The following is a 16,494-nucleotide window of genomic DNA, read 5'->3' as shown; positions in this document are numbered from 1 at the left end:
CCAGAGCCGGTGGTGGCCGCCGTCGGCGATGGCGTCGCCGGTGCGCTGATCAACGTCGTTGCGGATCCGGGCGCTGCCATTGGCCGCCGTGGGGCACCCACCGCGTTGACCGCCGGAATTGCACGGCTGATCACTGCGGTCATGCGCCCGACCTGACCCACGGGGTTTGCGCGGCCGGCATGGTCGGCTAGATTCGTCGTCATCGGCCGCTCCCGGTTCGATCCGCATTGGCGGCCCCTTGTCCGGATACCTGCCCGCGGTGACTGCACCTGCTTCTGCCCTGATTCAAAACGATATCGTCGTCTTTGGCTTGATCGCCGCCACGCTTGGCGCGGTGTTTTGGACGTCGTCGCGCGAGCAGGGCCCGTGGCGACGGTTTTATTCCGTCGTACCGGCGTTGTTGCTGTGCTATCTGCTACCCGGCATCTATAACACCGTAGGCCTGATCGACGGCGCCACGACGCGGCTCTACAACCCCATCGCCCGTGACGTGTTGCTGCCGGCGGCGTTGATCCTGCTCACCTTGAGCATCGACCTGCGCGCGATCCTGGGGCTGGGGCCCAAGCTGGTCGCCATGTATCTGGGCGCCTCGCTGAGCATCATGCTGGGCGCAGTGGTGGCGTTCTGGGTCATGGGCTGGCTGCACCCGGCCACCGTGGCCGGCGATACCTGGGCGGGCATGGCGGCGCTGGCCGGCAGCTGGATCGGCGGGGGCGCCAACATGCTGGCGATGCGGGAAGTGTTCAACGTGGACGCCACCACCTTCGGCCAGTTTGCGGTGGTCGATGTCGGTGTCGGGTATGTCTGGATGGCGGCGCTGATCTTCCTGGCCGGGCGCGCCCGGACCATCGATGCGCGCAGTGGGGCGGACACCCGTGCGCTGGATGCCTTGCAGGAACGCATGGCGCGCTTTCAGGCCGAGCATGCGCGTATTCCCAGCCTGACCGACCTGATGGTGATCGTGGCGGTGGCGTTCGGTGGGGTCGGCCTGGCGCATGCGCTGGCCAACCCGCTGGCAGCGTGGTGCAAGGCGCACCTGAGCTGGGCCAGCCAGTTCAGTCTGGACACGCCCTTTGTCTGGGTGGTGGTTCTGGCCACCAGTGTGGGGTTGTCGTTGAGCTTTACCCGCGCACGCAACCTGGAGGGCGCCGGTGCGTCCAAGATCGGTTCGCTGCTGCTGTATTTCCTGATCGCCTGCATCGGCATGCAGATGGATCTGCTGGCGCTACTGGATCGCCCCTGGCTGTTCCTGCTCGGCCTGATCTGGATCGCCGTCCACATCGCATTGCTGTGGGGCCTGGGCCGCTGGCTGCGGGTGCCGTTCTTTTATTTTGCGATCGGTTCGCAGTCCAACATCGGCGGTCCGGCTTCGGCACCGGTGGTGGCCGCCGCCTTCCACCCCGCATTGGCGCCGGTGGGCGTCTTGCTGGGCACGATGGGCTACGCCACCGGCACTTACCTGGCGTACCTGGTCGGCATCACGCTGCGTGCGATGGCCGGGGCAGGGTAGCGGTGATCGGCCGATGGTCCGGCCGGCCCAGCGTGGCAGGGTCAGCGCATGCGGCATGGAGATCTCTCTGCATGCCACTGCCGTTGTCTGCACCGCAGGCGGCAGTGTGCCGCCTGCGGTGAGACGGGGCGCCGATTACTGCTGAATGACGCGGCGCTGTTCTTCCTGCTGTTGCGCAGGCGGGTGGGCGTGTTGCTGGTTTTGCTGCTGCAGCTGACTGACATTGCCGTGCGCGGGTTCGTGTGCGGCCGAGGCGGTCTGGACATGGCTACGCAAATGCGTCGGGTCGTCCATGCGCCCCTGCACCGCGATCAGGCTATCGCCATTGCGGTTGGGCACCAGATGGTCGATGCGCTGCAGGCCGTCGCTGCCTGCGCGTGCAGCCACACTGGCGGCCGTGTTGATAAACGCCGTGTCATCGCGCAGCCCCAGCCGGTCGCGTTGGCCATCCAGCTGCACCACCGCGTCGTTGAACAGCTGACTGCCGGGCTGCAGTGGTGCGGCCCGCGCCTGGTCGGGCGCCTGCATGTCCTGGGCCTTGATCACCGAGTCCATGCCGTGCAGATCCAGGCGATGCTTGAGCATCAAGCCGGGCACCAGACGCTGGCCGAACGATAGCGGGTCCGGTTCCGGCAACTCGATCTGGTGGCCGGCCGCGTCGGGCATCGTCCACTTCAGCGGAATGCTGTCTTCCTGCAGGTGGGTCAGGATTTCGTTCTTGACGTGGTAGCCGCGGATCAATTCGCTGCTGGCGTAATCCTTGGCTGCCGATGCATCCAGGCCCGCGCGTTCGAGCGTGCGGTCGTTGACGCCGGCGGCGTTGTACGTCACTGCGGGAATGTCGTTGACCATGGCCGACGCCGCGGCCAGTCCGCCGCCCAGCGAATGCCCCGCGATGACCACCTGGTCGCCGAATGCCTGCCTGGCCTGGCTGCCCAGCTGGATCGCCGACGCATATTGCGCATCGTCAAAGCCCAGGCCCTGGCCGATGTTGTGCTTCCAGTCCTTGCCTTCGTCGGTGCCGCAAAAGCCGAGCACGACCTGGCCTTGATCGTTGCGATAGAACGCGGCATCGAAGCCGCTCTTGGCATCGTGCAGCAGCGCCGGGTCGATACCGGCCTGCTGCAGCGCGCTGTCGTCCATGCGCGACCAGCCATTGGCCAGCGGGGCGATGGTTTCGGCGCCGCCTTCGCGGCGCTGATTGGCGGTGCTGTAGAGATCTTGCAGCAGCTCCGGAAACTGGCGGTCTTGCGGCTGCGGTTGTTGACCGCGCATCGACTCTGCGAAGGGAGTGGTTGCAGCGGTGGAAGATGTGGATTCTGACGGGCTCATGCGCGGCTCCTTGCGTTCGTCGTACGGAAAGCGCGCTTAGCGGCTGCTTTCCACGGGAATGTTGTGGGCGCTCAACCACGCGCGCACGTCCGATCTGACCTGTTGGCCGCTGGCATTGAGCAAACGATCCGGCGTGGTGAAAAAATAGGCCTGGAAGGTTTTCTGCTGTGCATTGCGCAGCGTGGGGTCCACGCCGGCCTTGAGCAGCTGCAGCACGGCCGGGCTGGCGGCGCCGCTCTGGGCAGCCAGGTGCAGCAGGCTATTGCCGGTATGGTCGACGCGCTGGACGTCGGCGCCGGCGTCCAGCAGCAGGCCGATCTGCGCATCGCGCTTGCTCTGCACCGCACGGAACAGCGGCGTCCAGCCGGCACGTGCACTGACCACATCAATCGGTGCCTTGTGCTGCAGCAGAATCTTCAGATAGTCCGGGTCCTTGGCCATGGCAGCCATGTGCACGACCGTTTCCTGGTCCATGCCCGGCAGCGATGGGTCCGCGCCTGCGTCGAGCAGGGCCTGCAGTGCGCGCGGTTGTTCGTTCCAGATCGCCCATTCCAGCAGGGTCACCTGCTGATCGCCGTGTGCGGCCAGATCGACGGTGGGGGCGAGTGCCTTGATACGAGCGACGTCGCCCTGCGCGATGGCGTTGGCGATGTCGGTCAGGGCTGGGTCGCGGAAGGCGACGGTATGGTCCTGCAGCGTAGCTGACATGGTGGTTTGCTCCTTGGCACCGGGTGAGGCGGTGCATGAGACCGCGAAGAACGAGGTCGCAAGAACGAGCAGGGTGGGGAATCGCGTCTTCATCGAAATCTCCTTGTCCTGATCGCATTCCTGGTGGCGCCGCAGCACGTCCCGCTGCAGCGGGGCCGATCCTACCAGCTGCCAAAATCGGGCGCGGTAAGATTTCGTGACATGGCCAAGGCGTGCATGGGTGGTCCAGCCTGCTTGCTCATCCGTTTGCCTCTGTCGCAGTCGTGCGATAGCTGCCGTCACACGCACGTGCGTGGCACCACAGCCGGCGGTCACGCCACGGCCCGCATAATGGCGCTTTGCGAGCAGATGGGTGCAATGGTCTACGAGCTACTGATCAGTGATTGCGACGGGGTTCTTGTCGACAGCGAGATACTGGCCGACCGGGTGATGCGCGAGGCGCTGGCAGCATTCGTGCCGGCCGAGCCGCTGGAACATCTGCTGGAAAGCACGTTCGGGCAAACCACGCGCGAGGTATTGCGGCGCGTGGAAGAATGCTTTGCGCTGCAGTTGCCGGAGACCTTGCTGGCGCAGATCCAGGCGCGCAGCGAGGCACTGATCCAGGCAGAGGTGCAACCCATACCCGGTGTGCGCGAGGCGCTGGAACAGATTCCGCTGCCGTTGGCAGTAGCGTCCAACAGCCGCCGCCACAACGTGATCGCATCGGTGGAACGGGCCGGGCTGACCGCGCGTGCGGCGGGGCGCGTGTTCAGTGCCGACATGGTGGAGCGGCCCAAGCCGGCACCGGATGTCTATCTGCTGGCAGCACGCACGGCAGGCGTGGCGCCGGAGCGCTGCCTGGTGATCGAAGACAGCCCCACCGGTACCACGGCCGCCGTGGCGGCAGGCATGCAGGTACTGGGGTTTATCGGTGCCAGCCACATTCCGCCTGGCCACGGTGACACCCTGCGCCGCCTCGGTGTGCTTGAAGTGTTCGACCAAATGCGTCATTTGCCTGCGTTGTTCGCACGGCTGGCGCAACGGCGCGCTGGTTGAGTGAAAGGCTCGGTGAGTAGGGCGCAGGCAACGCGCGACGCTGCACTCTGCAGCTGACCTGCCAGTATCGAGCAATCAGGTCAAGACTTCTGCACTGTGCGCATTGCGATCACTTGGCTGTCTTCACGTCTGGTCGAGGGCGCGGCGCCCTCACCGCTCGCGGGACACGCCGCAAGTACGTCCCTGTAGTCTCGGTGGCGGCATCCATGCCGCCACACGGTCCCGCAATCGGCGAGGACACCACGCCAGACTGTTGGTCGGTGGTTTTGTTGAAAAGCTAAAGACACCGCGTCGCAGCTTGCGAGTCGCTGTTGAAATCCATGCAGACCGACCATCTCGACTGGTCCTTGCCCGCCCGCCGTCGCGGGACCCTTGGCGGCATGGATGCCGCCAAGGAGCTACATGGATGTACTTGCGGCGTGTCCTGCGATGGTGGGCGGGCAAGGGCCCTGCAGCAGAGGCACAGATCATCCGCTTTGCGCCTGATTTGTCCGTAGCGAGCAATCAGGTCGAGACGCCTTCACTGTGCATATTGCGATCACTTGGCTGTCTTCAAATCTGGTCGAGGGCGCGGTGCCCTCACCACTCGCGGGACACGCCGTCAACCCGTCCATGGGGGCTCGTTGGCGGCATCCATGCCGCCACACGGTCCCGCAATCGGCGAGGACACCACGCTAGACTGTTGGTCGGTGGTTTTGTTGAAAAGCTAAAGACACCGCGTCGCAGCTCGCTAGTCGCTGTTGAAATCCATGCAGACCGACCATCTCCACTGGTCCTTGCCCGCCCGCCGTCGCGGGACCCTTGGCGGCATGGATGCCGTCAAGGAGCTACATGGATGTACTTGCGGCGTGTCCTGCGATGGTGGGCGGGCAAGGGCCCTGCAGCAAAGGCGCAGACCATCCACTCTCCTCCTGATCTGCCGGTATTGAGCAATCAGGTCGAGACGCCTTCACTGTGCATATTGCGATCACTTGGCTGTCTTCAAATCTGGTCGAGGGCGCGGTGCCCTCACCGCTCGCGGGACACGCCGTCAACCCGTCCATGGGGGCTCGTTGGCGGCATCCATGCCGCCACACGGTCCCGCAATCGGCGAGGACACCACGCCAGACAGTTGGTTGGTAGTTTTGTTGAAGAGCAAAGGCACCGCGTCGCCAGTTTGCCAAGCGACTGGTTGAGAGCCATGCGCACCGACCATCTCGACTGGTCCTTGCCTGCCCACCGTCGCGGGACCCTTGGCGGCATGGATGCCGCCAAGGAGCTACATGGATGTACTTGCGGCGTGTCCTGCGATGGTGGGCGGGCAAGGGCCCTGCAGCCAAGTCACAGCGTCAAGGGCGCGGTGCCCTCACCGCTTGCAGGACACGCCGTGAATCCGTGTGTCCCTCGATGGTGGGCGGGCAAGTGCCCTGCAGCAAAGCCGCAGCCTCCAACAAAGCAACGGGGCGCGATTTGCATCGCGCCCTGTTGCTTTTTCAACGTCTTGTTTGACCGGTCAACCGATCGCGAATCGATCGATCACCCATCAGCAACAGCGAAACCCGCTCTTGCCGCCGTAGCGTGCATCCTGCCGCTCGCGGAAGAAGGCAGGGTAGTCCATTACCGGCTTGTCCGGATGTTTTTCCAGCATGTGGCGCACGTAGTTGTCGTAGTCGGGAATGCCGCAGCACAAGCGCGCGGTCTGGATCAGGCGTCGCCAGATGCGGCGGTGCACCTGATATTGGCTGGCCAGAACGAGTTGGGTGCCCATTACAGATCCGCCATCTGGTGTGGCTGCAAGGCCACGTATGGCGTTTCACGGTCGCTCCGCTGCGGATTGCGGCGTGCGGCGATGATCGTCTTGATTGCGTACACAAGGATCGAAGCCACCACGAACAGGAACAGCACCGTCAGCCCGGTGTTGACGTAGGCGTTGGTGACGATTTGCTGCATCTGCGGCACCGTTTTGGCCGGTGCGGTGATGGTGTTGCTGGCGATGGCGGCCTGGAACTTGTGCGCCTGCGCCAGGAAGCCCTGTGCCGGGTTGCTATCGAAGATCTTGATCAACCCCGCGTAGGTCGTGCACAGCAGCAGCCACAGCGCCGGCACGATGGTGACCCAGGCATAGCGGTCGCGCTTCATCTTGAACAGCACCACCGTGCCCAGCATCAGCGCGATACCGGCCAGCATCTGGTTGGAGATGCCGAACAACGGCCACAAGGTCTGGATGCCGCCGAACGGATCGATCACCCCGGTGTAGAGCAGATAGCCCCACAGTGCCACGCACCCGGCGGTGGCGATGATGTTGGCGGTCCACGATTCGGTCTTTTTCAGCGCCGGGATGAAGTTGCCCAGCAGGTCCTGCAGCATGAAGCGCCCAGCGCGCGTGCCGGCATCCACTGCGGTCAGGATGAACAAGGCTTCGAACAGGATGGCGAAGTGGTACCAGAACGCCATGGTGTCTTCGCCTGGCAGCAGTTGATGCAGGATCTGTGCGATGCCCACGGCCAGCGTGGGTGCACCGCCGGCACGCGCCAGGATGCTGTGCTCGCCGATATCGCGCGCGGTGGCCTCCAGCACTTCGGGAGTGATCGCAAAGCCCCATTCGGACACCTTGGCCGCGACCGCCACCGTGTCGGTGCCGACCAGCGAGGCTGGGCTGTTCATCGCGAAGTAGATGCCGGGCTCGATGATCGAGGCGGCCACCAGCGCCATGATGGCCACGAACGATTCCATCAACATGCCGCCGTAGCCGATGTAGCGCATGTGGCCTTCATTGGCGAGCAGCTTGGGCGTGGTGCCGGAGGCGATCAGGGCATGGAAGCCGGACACTGCACCACAGGCAATGGTGATGAACAGGAACGGGAAGATGCCGCCCTTCCACACCGGGCCGTCGCCAGTGGACGCGAACTGGGTCAGCGCCGGCATCTTGAGGTCCGGCATCACCACAAGAATGCCGATGGCCAGGGCCAGGATGGTGCCGATCTTGAGGAAGGTGGACAGGTAGTCGCGCGGTGCCAGCAGCAGCCACACCGGCAGCACCGAGGCGACGAAGCCGTAGCCGATCAGCATCCAGGTGATCTGCTTGGCAGTGAAGGTGAAGGCAGGGCCCCAGGTCGGGTCGGCGGCGACCTTGCCACCCAGCCAGATCGCGCCCAGCAGCAGAATCAATCCCACCACCGAGATCTCGCCGATCTTGCCGACGCGGATGTAGCGCATGTACACGCCCATCATCAGCGCGATGGGCATGGTGGCGATCACCGTGAACATGCCCCAGGGGCTCTCGGCCAATGCCTTGACCACCACCATCGCCAGCACCGCCAGGATAATGATCATGATCAGGAATGCGCCGAACAAGGCGATGGTGCCGGGCACCTGGCCCATCTCTTCGCGCACCAGATCGCCCAGCGAGCGCCCGTTGCGGCGGCTGGACAGGAACAGCACCACGAAGTCCTGCACCGCACCGGCAAACACCACGCCCACCACCAGCCACAGCAGCCCGGGCAGGTAGCCCATCTGCGCGGCAAGCACCGGGCCCACCAACGGCCCGGCCCCGGCGATGGCGGCGAAGTGATGGCCGAACAGCACGTGCTTGTTGGTGGGCACGTAATCCAGGCCGTCGTTGTTGGCCACCGCCGGCGTGGCGCGGGTGATGTCCAGCTGCATCACCTTGTCGGCGATGAACAGGCTGTAGAACCGGTAGGCGATCAGATAGATCGACACCGCCGCCACCACGATCCACAACGCGTTGATGTGCTCGCCACGCCGCAATGCCACGGTACCCAGGCAGAACGCGGCCAGCAGCGCCAGCGCGCCCCAGGCCAGCTTCGAGAACCCTTTCATGCATATCCCTCAGGAACGATTCACTCAAGGGTCCCCCCGTGCCCGCCTGCGGTCAATGGCGGGGGTCAGCGGCGGGGTAAAACTTTGGTCGTAGAGTGATTGCCTGCATGCGGCGCTGGCGGCGCCAGCGGGACAGGCGTTTGGAACGGTCGGTTGCAACGGCCGCGGTTGGGCGCCGCATCCCGGGCACCCATGATGGGCGCACGACACCTTGCACAGGGACACTGCCATGAGCACTACCACCACCACAGCGGCGCATGTGCTGCGCACCATCCGCGGCCAACCGACCTCCGACGGCGCCGGCGTCAAGCTGACCCGCGTCATCGGCACCCCGCAATTGCCGGAGCTGGACCCGTTTTTGATGCTGGACGAGTTCGGTACCGAAAAGGCCGAGGACTACATCGGCGGCTTCCCCAGCCACCCGCATCGCGGCTTCGAGACGGTGACCTACATGCTCGACGGGCGCATGCGGCACAAGGACAACCACGGCAACGAAGGCCTGCTGACCCCGGGCAGCGTGCAGTGGATGACCGCCGGGCGCGGCCTGATCCATTCGGAAATGCCCGAACAGGAATCCGGGCGCATGCGCGGCTTTCAGCTGTGGGTGAACCTGCCGGCGCGCGACAAAATGACCGACCCCAGGTACCAGGAATACGCGCCGGACCACATTCCGGTAGCGCACCCGGCGCCCGGCGTCACGGTCAAGGTGATAGCCGGAGCGGTGGGCGATGTCGTCGGCCCGATCGTGCAGCCTGCGACCAGCCCGGTGTATCTGGATATCGCCTTGGAGCCGAACGTGGAGTGGGATTACCTGCTGCCCAGCGGGCACAACGCGTTTGCGTATGCGTTCGAGGGCGCGGCGGTCGTGGGCGAGGGCGACGCCTCGCGCCCCTTGCCCGCGCAGGAACTGGCGGTGCTGGGCGGCGGCGAGCGGCTGACGCTGCGCGCAGGGGCACAGGGCGCGCAACTGATCGTGGTGGCCGGCCGCCCGCTCAACGAGCCGGTGATCCGGCACGGGCCGTTCGTGATGAACACCAAGCAGGAATTGATGCAGGCGTTCGTCGATTTCCAGGAAGGCCGGTTCTGAGCCCGGCCACCTCATCCAGCGCAGGAGAGGGACATGAGTGATCGCCCGGTCAGCGTCGGCACCACTGCGGTGCCATATACCGTCACCATCCACGACGGCCAGCACCGCTGGCTCGGCGATACCCAGCCGGCCAACGGCGGCGCCGATGCCGGGCCAGATCCGGAATCGCAGGTGCTCGGCGCCCTGGGTGCCTGCACGGCGATCACGCTGTCGATGGTGGCCACACGCAAGCAGTGGCCGTTGACGGCGGTGCATGTGCATCTGCATTACACCCAGCGCGGTGCCGCCGGCACGGCGATCACCCGCGAGATCGTGCTCGACGGTGCACTGGATGACGACCAGCGCGCACGCTTGCTGGAGGTGGCCGACAAGTGCCCGATCCATCGCCTGCTGACTGGCGAAGTGCGCATCGACAGCCAGCTGCAGGCGGCCGGCGTGGGTGACCAAGCAACGACGCTGGCAGGCTGACAAACGCTTGCCAGTCGCTCCGGGGAGGCGGTGACGCGATCGGCATGGAACGCGCGATCGCGACGCTGATGCCGATCGCCAGTCGCGGCGCCTTGGCTCAGGGCTGCAGCGGGTAGGTTTTCGCTCGCGCCGGCACGACGCTGGCGCGACGATGCGCGCACGTGGGGCGATTCGTGGCGGCAAGGCCGGCTGCAGCAGGCCGCCTGATGTGACCTACAGCGCGCCGGGCAAGCCGGCGCGCTGCAAGGTTGCTGTATCGACAGCCAGCAATGCGGCGACGCGCTGCCTCAGCGCTGCAACGCAAGACTGGCCGGCTGCAGATCCATCGACTGCACCAACGACTGCATCGAGGCCAGTTCCTCGGTGCTGGCGCCGTCGATCCACAGCTGCGCATACCGTTTCTTGCCCAGCTCCACCACGGTGACGCGGCGCGATTCCATGCCGGGCATCTCGCGGCCGCCCAGATCGAGCTTGTACCAGTAGAAGTCTTCCTGCTGGATCTGGCCCTTTTCGGCGCGGCGGTCGCGTGCCAGCGTCATGGCCGGGTCGCGGGTGGTGAGCATCACCCCGACGACCTGCCGGCCATCGGCGGTCACTGCCTTGCAGACCAGGTAGTCGGCACCTGCCAGCTCGTTCCACTGCAGGCCGGAGGCGGGCGGCAGCGGTGGGCAGACCGGCGAGGTCTGGGCGTGGGTGGTCGCGGCGGCCAGCAGCAGGCTCAGGCCGACTAGGCAGGATGCAGACTTCATGCAAGGTTCCCCGGGCAGTGGATGATGAGACGGAGCGACGTCGACCCCGTGCCGCTGCATCGCCTCAGGCTCCCCGCCTGGGCATGCCGTCCACTCGACGTGCGCCTACGCCTGCATCACTACCACAGTTTTGCGAGCTGGCTCAAGCCATGTCGCATTTCGGTGTGGCATGGCCTGTGCGGCAGGGCACTCCCATTGCGAGACCTGGTGACGGGCGGCGAAGCGCGCCGCTCGCCGCGCACGGTTTCAAGGGTAATTAACCGGTTTGGGCGCCGGTGTTTGCGGCAGCGGAATGAAGTCCTGGTCGTCGCCCGGGATGGTGCCGAAGCGACCGGCCTGCCAGTCGTCCTTGGCCTGCTCGATGCGCTCACTGGAGCTGGACACGAAGTTCCACCACAGATGGCGCGGCCCATCCAGCGGCTCGCCGCCGAGCAGCATGGCCTTGAGCGGCGTCCTGGCGCGCAGGCGGCCGCGGGCGCCGGGCGAGGGCACGATCAGGTGGCGCGCCGGTACATCGGCGCCATCCAGCTGCGCCTCGCCTTGCAGGATGTACAGGGCGCGCTCGGCGTGGCCGGCATCCAGGTCGATCTCCGCGTCCGGTGCCAGGTCCAGCGCCACATTGAGCGTGCCGCTGAACACCTGCACCGGCGATTCCTCGCCATAGGCGCGCCCGGCGATCACGCGCAACCAGACGCCATCGCGGCGCTGCTGCGGCAGGCTGGCGGCGGCGTGGTGATGGAAGGCCGGCGCGGTTTCTTCGGCCGAGCGCGGTAGTGCGATCCAGGTCTGCATGCCGTGCAGTGCGTGCTGGCGTGCACGCTCGGGGCCGGGCGTGCGTTCGGAATGGGCGATGCCGCGACCGGCGGTCATCCAGTTGACGTCGCCGGGGCGGATCACCTGATCAGACCCCAGCGTGTCGCGGTGCCCGATCTCGCCGGCCCACAGGAAGGTGACCGTGGCCAGGCCGATATGCGGGTGTGGGCGGACATCGATGCCATGCTCCGGCTCCAGCACGGCCGGGCCCATGTGATCGACGAAGACGAACGGGCCCACGCTGCGCGCCTGCAAGGTGGGCACGGCGCGGCGCACTTCCAGCCCGCCGATGTCATGTACGCGTGGGGCGATCAGAGTGGTCATGGCGGTGGCTCGTGACTGACTGGGAGCCAAAGCGTCGCATGCACATCAGGCGCTGTGCAGCGCATCGGCCAAGATGGAATGTTCCGTATGCAGGTGATGTCGCCGAGCGTCGCGCGCGAGGTGGTGATCACCTACCAGGCGTGCCCTATAGCAGGCGCGTCTGTGCAGGCAGCTCGACCTCGCCACGACGCGAGGCGATGCGGTCGGCCAGGCGCGTGGGTTCGGGCAGGCGATAGGCGCGCAAGGTGCGCATCGTCCAGTCGAGGGCGCCGTGCATGGAAACGCGATGGCCGGGCGAAACGATCAAGGGGTTGCAGCGCGGCTTGCTGCGCAGCGCCCAGCCGATCTGTGCACCGGCAAGCAGGATCGGGCTGTGATCGCCGCGTGCGGGGCCGGGTTCGCTGAAGCTGCCGGCCAGGCGTTGCTTGGCCACGCCGATGCAGGGCAGGCCGGTCACCACGCCGAAGTGCGCCGCGATGCCGAGCTTGCGTGGATGCGCAATGCCCTGGCCGTCGATGAAGACCAGGTGCGGCGTGCGCGACAGCAGCGCCAGGGCCTGCAGCAATGCCGGCAGTTCGCGAAAACTGAGCAGGCCGGGCACGTACGGCATCGAGGTGGGCACGCGTGCGACATGCGTTTCCAGTGGCAGCAGCGTATGCGCATCCAGCAACACCGCGGCCGCACGCGTCGTCTGGCCGTCGTCTTCGAACCCGACGTCGAAGCCTGCAAGCAGCTGCGGCGTTGCGCTCACCTCATCCTGTAGCACCACGCGCTGTGCCAGTTGCTGTTGCAACTGTCGCGCCTGGGTCGTGCTGCCGTCCCAACCGGCGAAGACGGGGTCGTTGGTGTGCATGGCCACAGCATCGCGTGCGGGCCGTGGCGATCTCGTGCACGCCTGCGATGCACGCGCTGCCGCTACAATCGCAGGCTGATCGGCCCCCAATCGGAGAACCGTAGTGACCCGTAAACTCGTACTGCTGCGCCATGGCCAGAGCCAATGGAACCTGGACAACCGTTTCACCGGCTGGGTGGATGTGGAACTCACCGAGCAGGGCCGCCAGGAAGCGACGGCGGCCGGCAAGCTGATGAAGGACGAAGGGCTGCAGTTCGATGTTGCCCACACCTCGGTCCTCAAGCGCGCCATCCACACGCTGCAGGGCGCGTTGAAGGAGCTCGACCAGGACTGGCTGCCGGTGTCCAAGAGCTGGCGCCTCAACGAGCGCCACTACGGTGGCCTGCAAGGCCTGGACAAGGCCGAAACCGCGGCCAAGCATGGCGAGGAGCAGGTCAAGATCTGGCGCCGTTCCTACGACATCCCGCCGCCGGCGATGGACGTTGCCGACCCGGGCCACCCGTGTCACGACCGTCGTTACGCCACGCTCGACCGCAATGCGTTGCCGGGGACCGAGTCGCTGGCAACCACGCTGGTGCGCGTGCTGCCGTACTGGCACGACGCGATTGCGCCGCAGTTGAAGGCCGGGCAGACCGTGCTGGTGACCGCGCACGGCAACTCGTTGCGCGCGTTGTACAAGTACCTCAACGGCGTCTCCAACGAGCAGATCCTGGAGCTCAACATCCCCACCGGCATCCCGCTGCTGTTCGAGCTGGACGACAACCTGCAGGTGCGCAGCTTCCGTTACCTGGGCGACCCGGAAGCGGCCAAGCGTGCGGCCGAAGCAGTGGCCAACCAGGGCAAGGCGAAGTAAGCGCTGCCGGCGGTTGAAGCCCTGCATGCGTTGCGCGCAGCGCTTGTCGTGTGTAGCGCGCCGCCGCACGAGGCTGCGCGCCGTGGTGAATGGAAGCGGTGCGTGGGCGTGGATCGCGCACGCGCCGCGTCAGTGCAGGCGAGACATGATGTCCGGCAAACGTAGAACCCAGCAGATGACGGCCACGTACTGTCGCGCGTATCTGGTGACCGTGGGGACGTTGTTGGCCGGTGGAAGCGGTGCAGTTGCGGTGTTGACCGACGCCAGCATCTCCGGCCCCGGGCTGGCACTGGCCTTGCTGATCTGCGTGCTCGGTGCGGTGTTGCTGGCGATGGGTCTGTTCGGACCGGTACGGCGGATGGAAGCGTGGGCCGATGCGGCGTCCGGGCATGAGGTTGCCCTGGTGCTGATGGTGTTGGCGTATCCGGTGTACGTGGTGATGGCACCGTTCTACGCGCGTCGGTGACTGCCTGCGACGGCGCGTTGCGCCGGGATGCAGGGTTGGGTGAAGCAGACGGTCGCGGCGTCAGTGGCAGACGCGCCAGCGGCCTGTCGTTGCAATGACGTTTCTATAAAGCGCGGCAACGGACGTTAGGGCGTTGTGGTGCCGCTGCAGTGATCTGGTGTGGCCGGTTGCAGAGCGACTGGCGAAGGAGCGCACGCCGCCTGATGCGCTGCGATTCGCCGGCGGCTCCCGATGGGCTGCCGACTTTTTTCGACCGCGCATGCGCGGTCATGCCTTGGAGAATTCAATGAAGTTGAGCAAGTTCGCGCCACTGTCGCTTGCGGTGGCCATCGTGGTCGCGTTGTCTGCATGCGGCGCCTCCGACGACACTGCCAAGGGGGCGCCCACCACCCCGCAGGCTGCACCGACCAAGGTCGATGTGTCCAAGCTCGACGCGCCGATCGTGGCGTTCGGCAGCGGCGATCTGGATCCGGCCATCAACGCGTGCCAGGACCTCAACGGCTTCGTCAACGCCAGGTGGCTCAAGGCCAACCCGGTGCCGTCCGATCGCACCAGCTGGGGTAGCTTCGAAGTGCTGGCCGAGCGCTCGCTGACCATCCAGCACGCGTTGGTGGAGCAGCTGGCGCGCGGCAATCTTTCGGCTGGTTCGGTGGACGCCAAGATCGCCGACCTGTGGCGCACCGGGTCGGACGAGGCGGCCATCGACACCGCCGGCATCACCCCGCTGCAGCCGCAGTTGAAAGCGATCGATGCGCTGACCGATGCGCCGTCCATCGCCGCGTGGCTGCGCGACAGCTATGCCAAGGGCCAGGGCTTCATGTTCTCGTTCGGCGCCAATGCCGACTACAAGAATTCCGAGCAGATGATCGCCTATGCGGGGCAGGGCGGCCTGGGCCTGCCCGAGAAGGGCTACTACACCGATCCGGCGCAAGCCAAGATCCGCGAACAGTACGTGGCCTACATCGCACGCGTGCTGGAGCTGTCCGGCATTCCGGCCGCGCAGGCGGCGACCCAGGCCAAGGCGGTCATGGCGTTCGAGACGCGGCTGGCCGCTGCCTCGTTGTCGCGGATCGAACTGCGCGACCCGGCCAAGCGTTACAACCCGGTCGATGTGGCCGGCGCCAATGTGGTGACGCCGCACTTCGACTGGCAGGCGTTCTTCGGCGCGCTCAAGGTGCCGGCCGGCACCTTTTCGCTCAGCCAGCCTGGGTACTTTGCCGAGCTCGATGCGATGCTCGCCGACACCCCGGTGGACACCTGGAAGGCGTATCTGCGCTTCCACGCCGTGGACGAGGCGGCGCCGTACCTGGCCAAGCCGTTCGAGCAGGCCAACTTCGATTTCTATTCCAGGACGCTGCGCGGTCAGCAGGACATGCTGCCGCGCTGGAAGCGCACCTTGAACGCGGTCAACGAGGCCATGGGCGAGGCGCTGGGCCAGCTCTACGTGCAGTCTGCATTTCCGGCCGAGTCGAAGGAGCAGATGCAGCAACTGGTGCAGAACCTGTCGGCCGCGTTGAAGGCGCGCCTGGAAAAGCTCGACTGGATGAGCGCCGAGACCAAGCAGCGCGCGCTGGAGAAGTGGGCCAGCTTCACGCCCAAGATCGGTTACCCGGATCAATGGCGTGACTGGTCCGGGCTGCAGACGCGCGGCGATGGTTTCCTGGCCAACATGCAGGCCGCGCAGGCGTTCAACTATCGCTACATGCTCGACAAGATCGGCAAGCCGGTGGACAAGCGCGAGTGGCACATGACGCCGCAGACGGTGAATGCGTACTACAACGCCACCCGCAACGAGATCGTGTTTCCCGCTGCCATCCTGCAGCCGCCGTTCTTCGATCCCAAGGCCGATCCGGCGCTCAATTACGGCGGCATCGGTGCGGTGATCGGGCACGAGATGATGCACGGCTACGACGACTCCGGCAGCCAGTTCGATGCCAAGGGCAACTTCGCCAGTTGGTGGACGGATGCGGACCGCAAGCTGTTCACCCAGCGCACCGATCAACTGGTGGCACAGTTCGACGGCTATGAAGCCATCCCCGGCGTGCACGTCAAAGGCAAGCTGACGCTGGGTGAAAATATCGGTGACCTGGGCGGGCTGACCGTGGCCTACGATGCCCTGCAAATGGCGTTGAAGGAACAGCCCGATGCCAACAGGGACATCGAAGGCTATTCGCAGGATCAGCGTTTCTTCATGAACTGGGCGACCGTGTGGCGTCGCAACTTCACCGATGGCGAATTGCGTGTGCGCCTGAACACCGATCCGCACGCGCCAGCCAATTTCCGCGCCAACGGTGCGCCGTCGAACATGCCGGTGTTTGCGCAAGCGTTCCAGTGCAAGCCGGGCGACGCGATGGTGCGCGGTGACAAGGCGCGTGTCGCCATCTGGTAGGCGGCCGCTGCACGACTGCGTTCTGCGACAGCGGGCGCAGTCGGTGATGGTGGGGGTCCCTGCAGTTGCGCGTGGCTGCGTGCAGCTG

At 65.8% G+C, this 16,494-nt stretch carries 14 protein-coding genes; 7 read left to right on the top strand and 7 right to left on the bottom strand.

All coding sequences use genetic code 11. The features are described 5' to 3' along the window. Positions 1–259: 259 nt before the first annotated feature. Positions 260–1,510 carry a DUF819 family protein gene (locus ACCQ10_RS14015; RefSeq protein WP_047697497.1) on the top strand — a complete coding sequence of 417 codons (1,251 nt, stop codon included), beginning with the start codon at positions 260–262 and terminating at the stop codon, positions 1,508–1,510. 135 nt (positions 1,511–1,645) lie between these two features. On the opposite strand, the gene ACCQ10_RS14010 is transcribed toward ACCQ10_RS14015, so the two are convergent. Next, positions 1,646–2,842 (bottom strand): Tle-like phospholipase domain-containing protein, encoded by a 1,197-nt coding sequence (locus ACCQ10_RS14010; RefSeq protein WP_228314125.1) that lies wholly within the window; start codon positions 2,840–2,842, stop codon positions 1,646–1,648. A gap of 36 nt (positions 2,843–2,878) precedes the next feature. Next, positions 2,879–3,688: an ankyrin repeat domain-containing protein gene (locus ACCQ10_RS14005; RefSeq protein WP_199680038.1), complete on the bottom strand. Its 810-nt coding sequence runs from the start codon at positions 3,686–3,688 to the stop codon at positions 2,879–2,881. Positions 3,689–3,880: 192 nt separating this feature from the next. On the opposite strand from ACCQ10_RS14005, the gene ACCQ10_RS14000 reads away from it, so the two are divergent. After that, complete coding sequence (locus ACCQ10_RS14000; RefSeq protein ID WP_372361030.1) at positions 3,881–4,585, top strand: HAD family hydrolase; 705 nt, start codon at positions 3,881–3,883, stop codon at positions 4,583–4,585. A 1,522-nt stretch (positions 4,586–6,107) separates the two neighbouring features. On the opposite strand, the gene ACCQ10_RS13995 is transcribed toward ACCQ10_RS14000, so the two are convergent. Both ACCQ10_RS13995 and ACCQ10_RS13990 read right to left on the bottom strand, forming a co-directional pair. Further along, complete coding sequence (locus ACCQ10_RS13995; RefSeq protein WP_005926176.1) at positions 6,108–6,332, bottom strand: YbdD/YjiX family protein; 225 nt, start codon at positions 6,330–6,332, stop codon at positions 6,108–6,110. After that, the gene (locus ACCQ10_RS13990) at positions 6,332–8,404 is read right to left on the bottom strand and encodes a carbon starvation CstA family protein (RefSeq protein ID WP_104581724.1); all 2,073 of its coding nucleotides are present in this window, start codon (positions 8,402–8,404) and stop codon (positions 6,332–6,334) included. The genes ACCQ10_RS13995 and ACCQ10_RS13990 overlap by 1 nt, the downstream gene beginning before the upstream one ends. 229 nt (positions 8,405–8,633) lie before the next feature. Between ACCQ10_RS13990 and ACCQ10_RS13985 the strand changes: the two genes are divergently transcribed. Both ACCQ10_RS13985 and ACCQ10_RS13980 read left to right on the top strand, forming a co-directional pair. Beyond that, a complete protein-coding gene (locus ACCQ10_RS13985; protein WP_372361029.1) occupies positions 8,634–9,491 on the top strand; it encodes a pirin family protein in 858 nt (285 codons plus the stop codon). 33 nt (positions 9,492–9,524) lie between these two features. Next, on the top strand, positions 9,525–9,959 hold the full coding sequence (locus ACCQ10_RS13980; protein WP_184555385.1) for an OsmC family protein: 435 nt from the start codon (positions 9,525–9,527) through the stop codon (positions 9,957–9,959). A gap of 287 nt (positions 9,960–10,246) precedes the next feature. On the opposite strand, the gene ACCQ10_RS13975 is transcribed toward ACCQ10_RS13980, so the two are convergent. The 3 genes from ACCQ10_RS13975 to nfi form a co-directional block, all read right to left on the bottom strand. Then, positions 10,247–10,708, bottom strand: a complete 462-nt coding sequence (locus ACCQ10_RS13975) for a hypothetical protein (protein WP_184555383.1) — start codon at positions 10,706–10,708, stop codon at positions 10,247–10,249. 246 nt (positions 10,709–10,954) lie between these two features. Continuing rightward, positions 10,955–11,845 carry a pirin family protein gene (locus ACCQ10_RS13970; RefSeq protein WP_372361028.1) on the bottom strand — a complete coding sequence of 297 codons (891 nt, stop codon included), beginning with the start codon at positions 11,843–11,845 and terminating at the stop codon, positions 10,955–10,957. 145 nt (positions 11,846–11,990) lie between these two features. After that, positions 11,991–12,698 (bottom strand): deoxyribonuclease V, encoded by a 708-nt coding sequence (gene nfi, locus ACCQ10_RS13965; RefSeq protein ID WP_372361027.1) that lies wholly within the window; start codon positions 12,696–12,698, stop codon positions 11,991–11,993. 103 nt (positions 12,699–12,801) lie between these two features. Here nfi and gpmA point away from each other — a divergent pair, with 103 nt between their 5' ends. The 3 genes from gpmA (at position 12,802) to ACCQ10_RS13950 (ending at position 16,406) form a co-directional block, all read left to right on the top strand. After that, on the top strand, positions 12,802–13,551 hold the full coding sequence (gene gpmA, locus ACCQ10_RS13960) for a 2,3-diphosphoglycerate-dependent phosphoglycerate mutase (protein ID WP_372361026.1): 750 nt from the start codon (positions 12,802–12,804) through the stop codon (positions 13,549–13,551). A 148-nt stretch (positions 13,552–13,699) separates the two neighbouring features. Further along, positions 13,700–14,017, top strand: a complete 318-nt coding sequence (locus tag ACCQ10_RS13955) for a hypothetical protein (RefSeq protein WP_372361025.1) — start codon at positions 13,700–13,702, stop codon at positions 14,015–14,017. A gap of 286 nt (positions 14,018–14,303) precedes the next feature. Next, a complete protein-coding gene (locus tag ACCQ10_RS13950; protein WP_372361024.1) occupies positions 14,304–16,406 on the top strand; it encodes a M13 family metallopeptidase in 2,103 nt (700 codons plus the stop codon). The last annotated feature ends 88 nt before the right edge of the window (positions 16,407–16,494 follow it).

The organism is Xanthomonas sp. NCPPB 1325, from assembly GCF_041477645.2.
Lineage (GTDB): Bacteria > Pseudomonadota > Gammaproteobacteria > Xanthomonadales > Xanthomonadaceae > Xanthomonas > Xanthomonas cannabis.
This window is presented reverse-complemented; position numbering and strand designations above follow the sequence as displayed.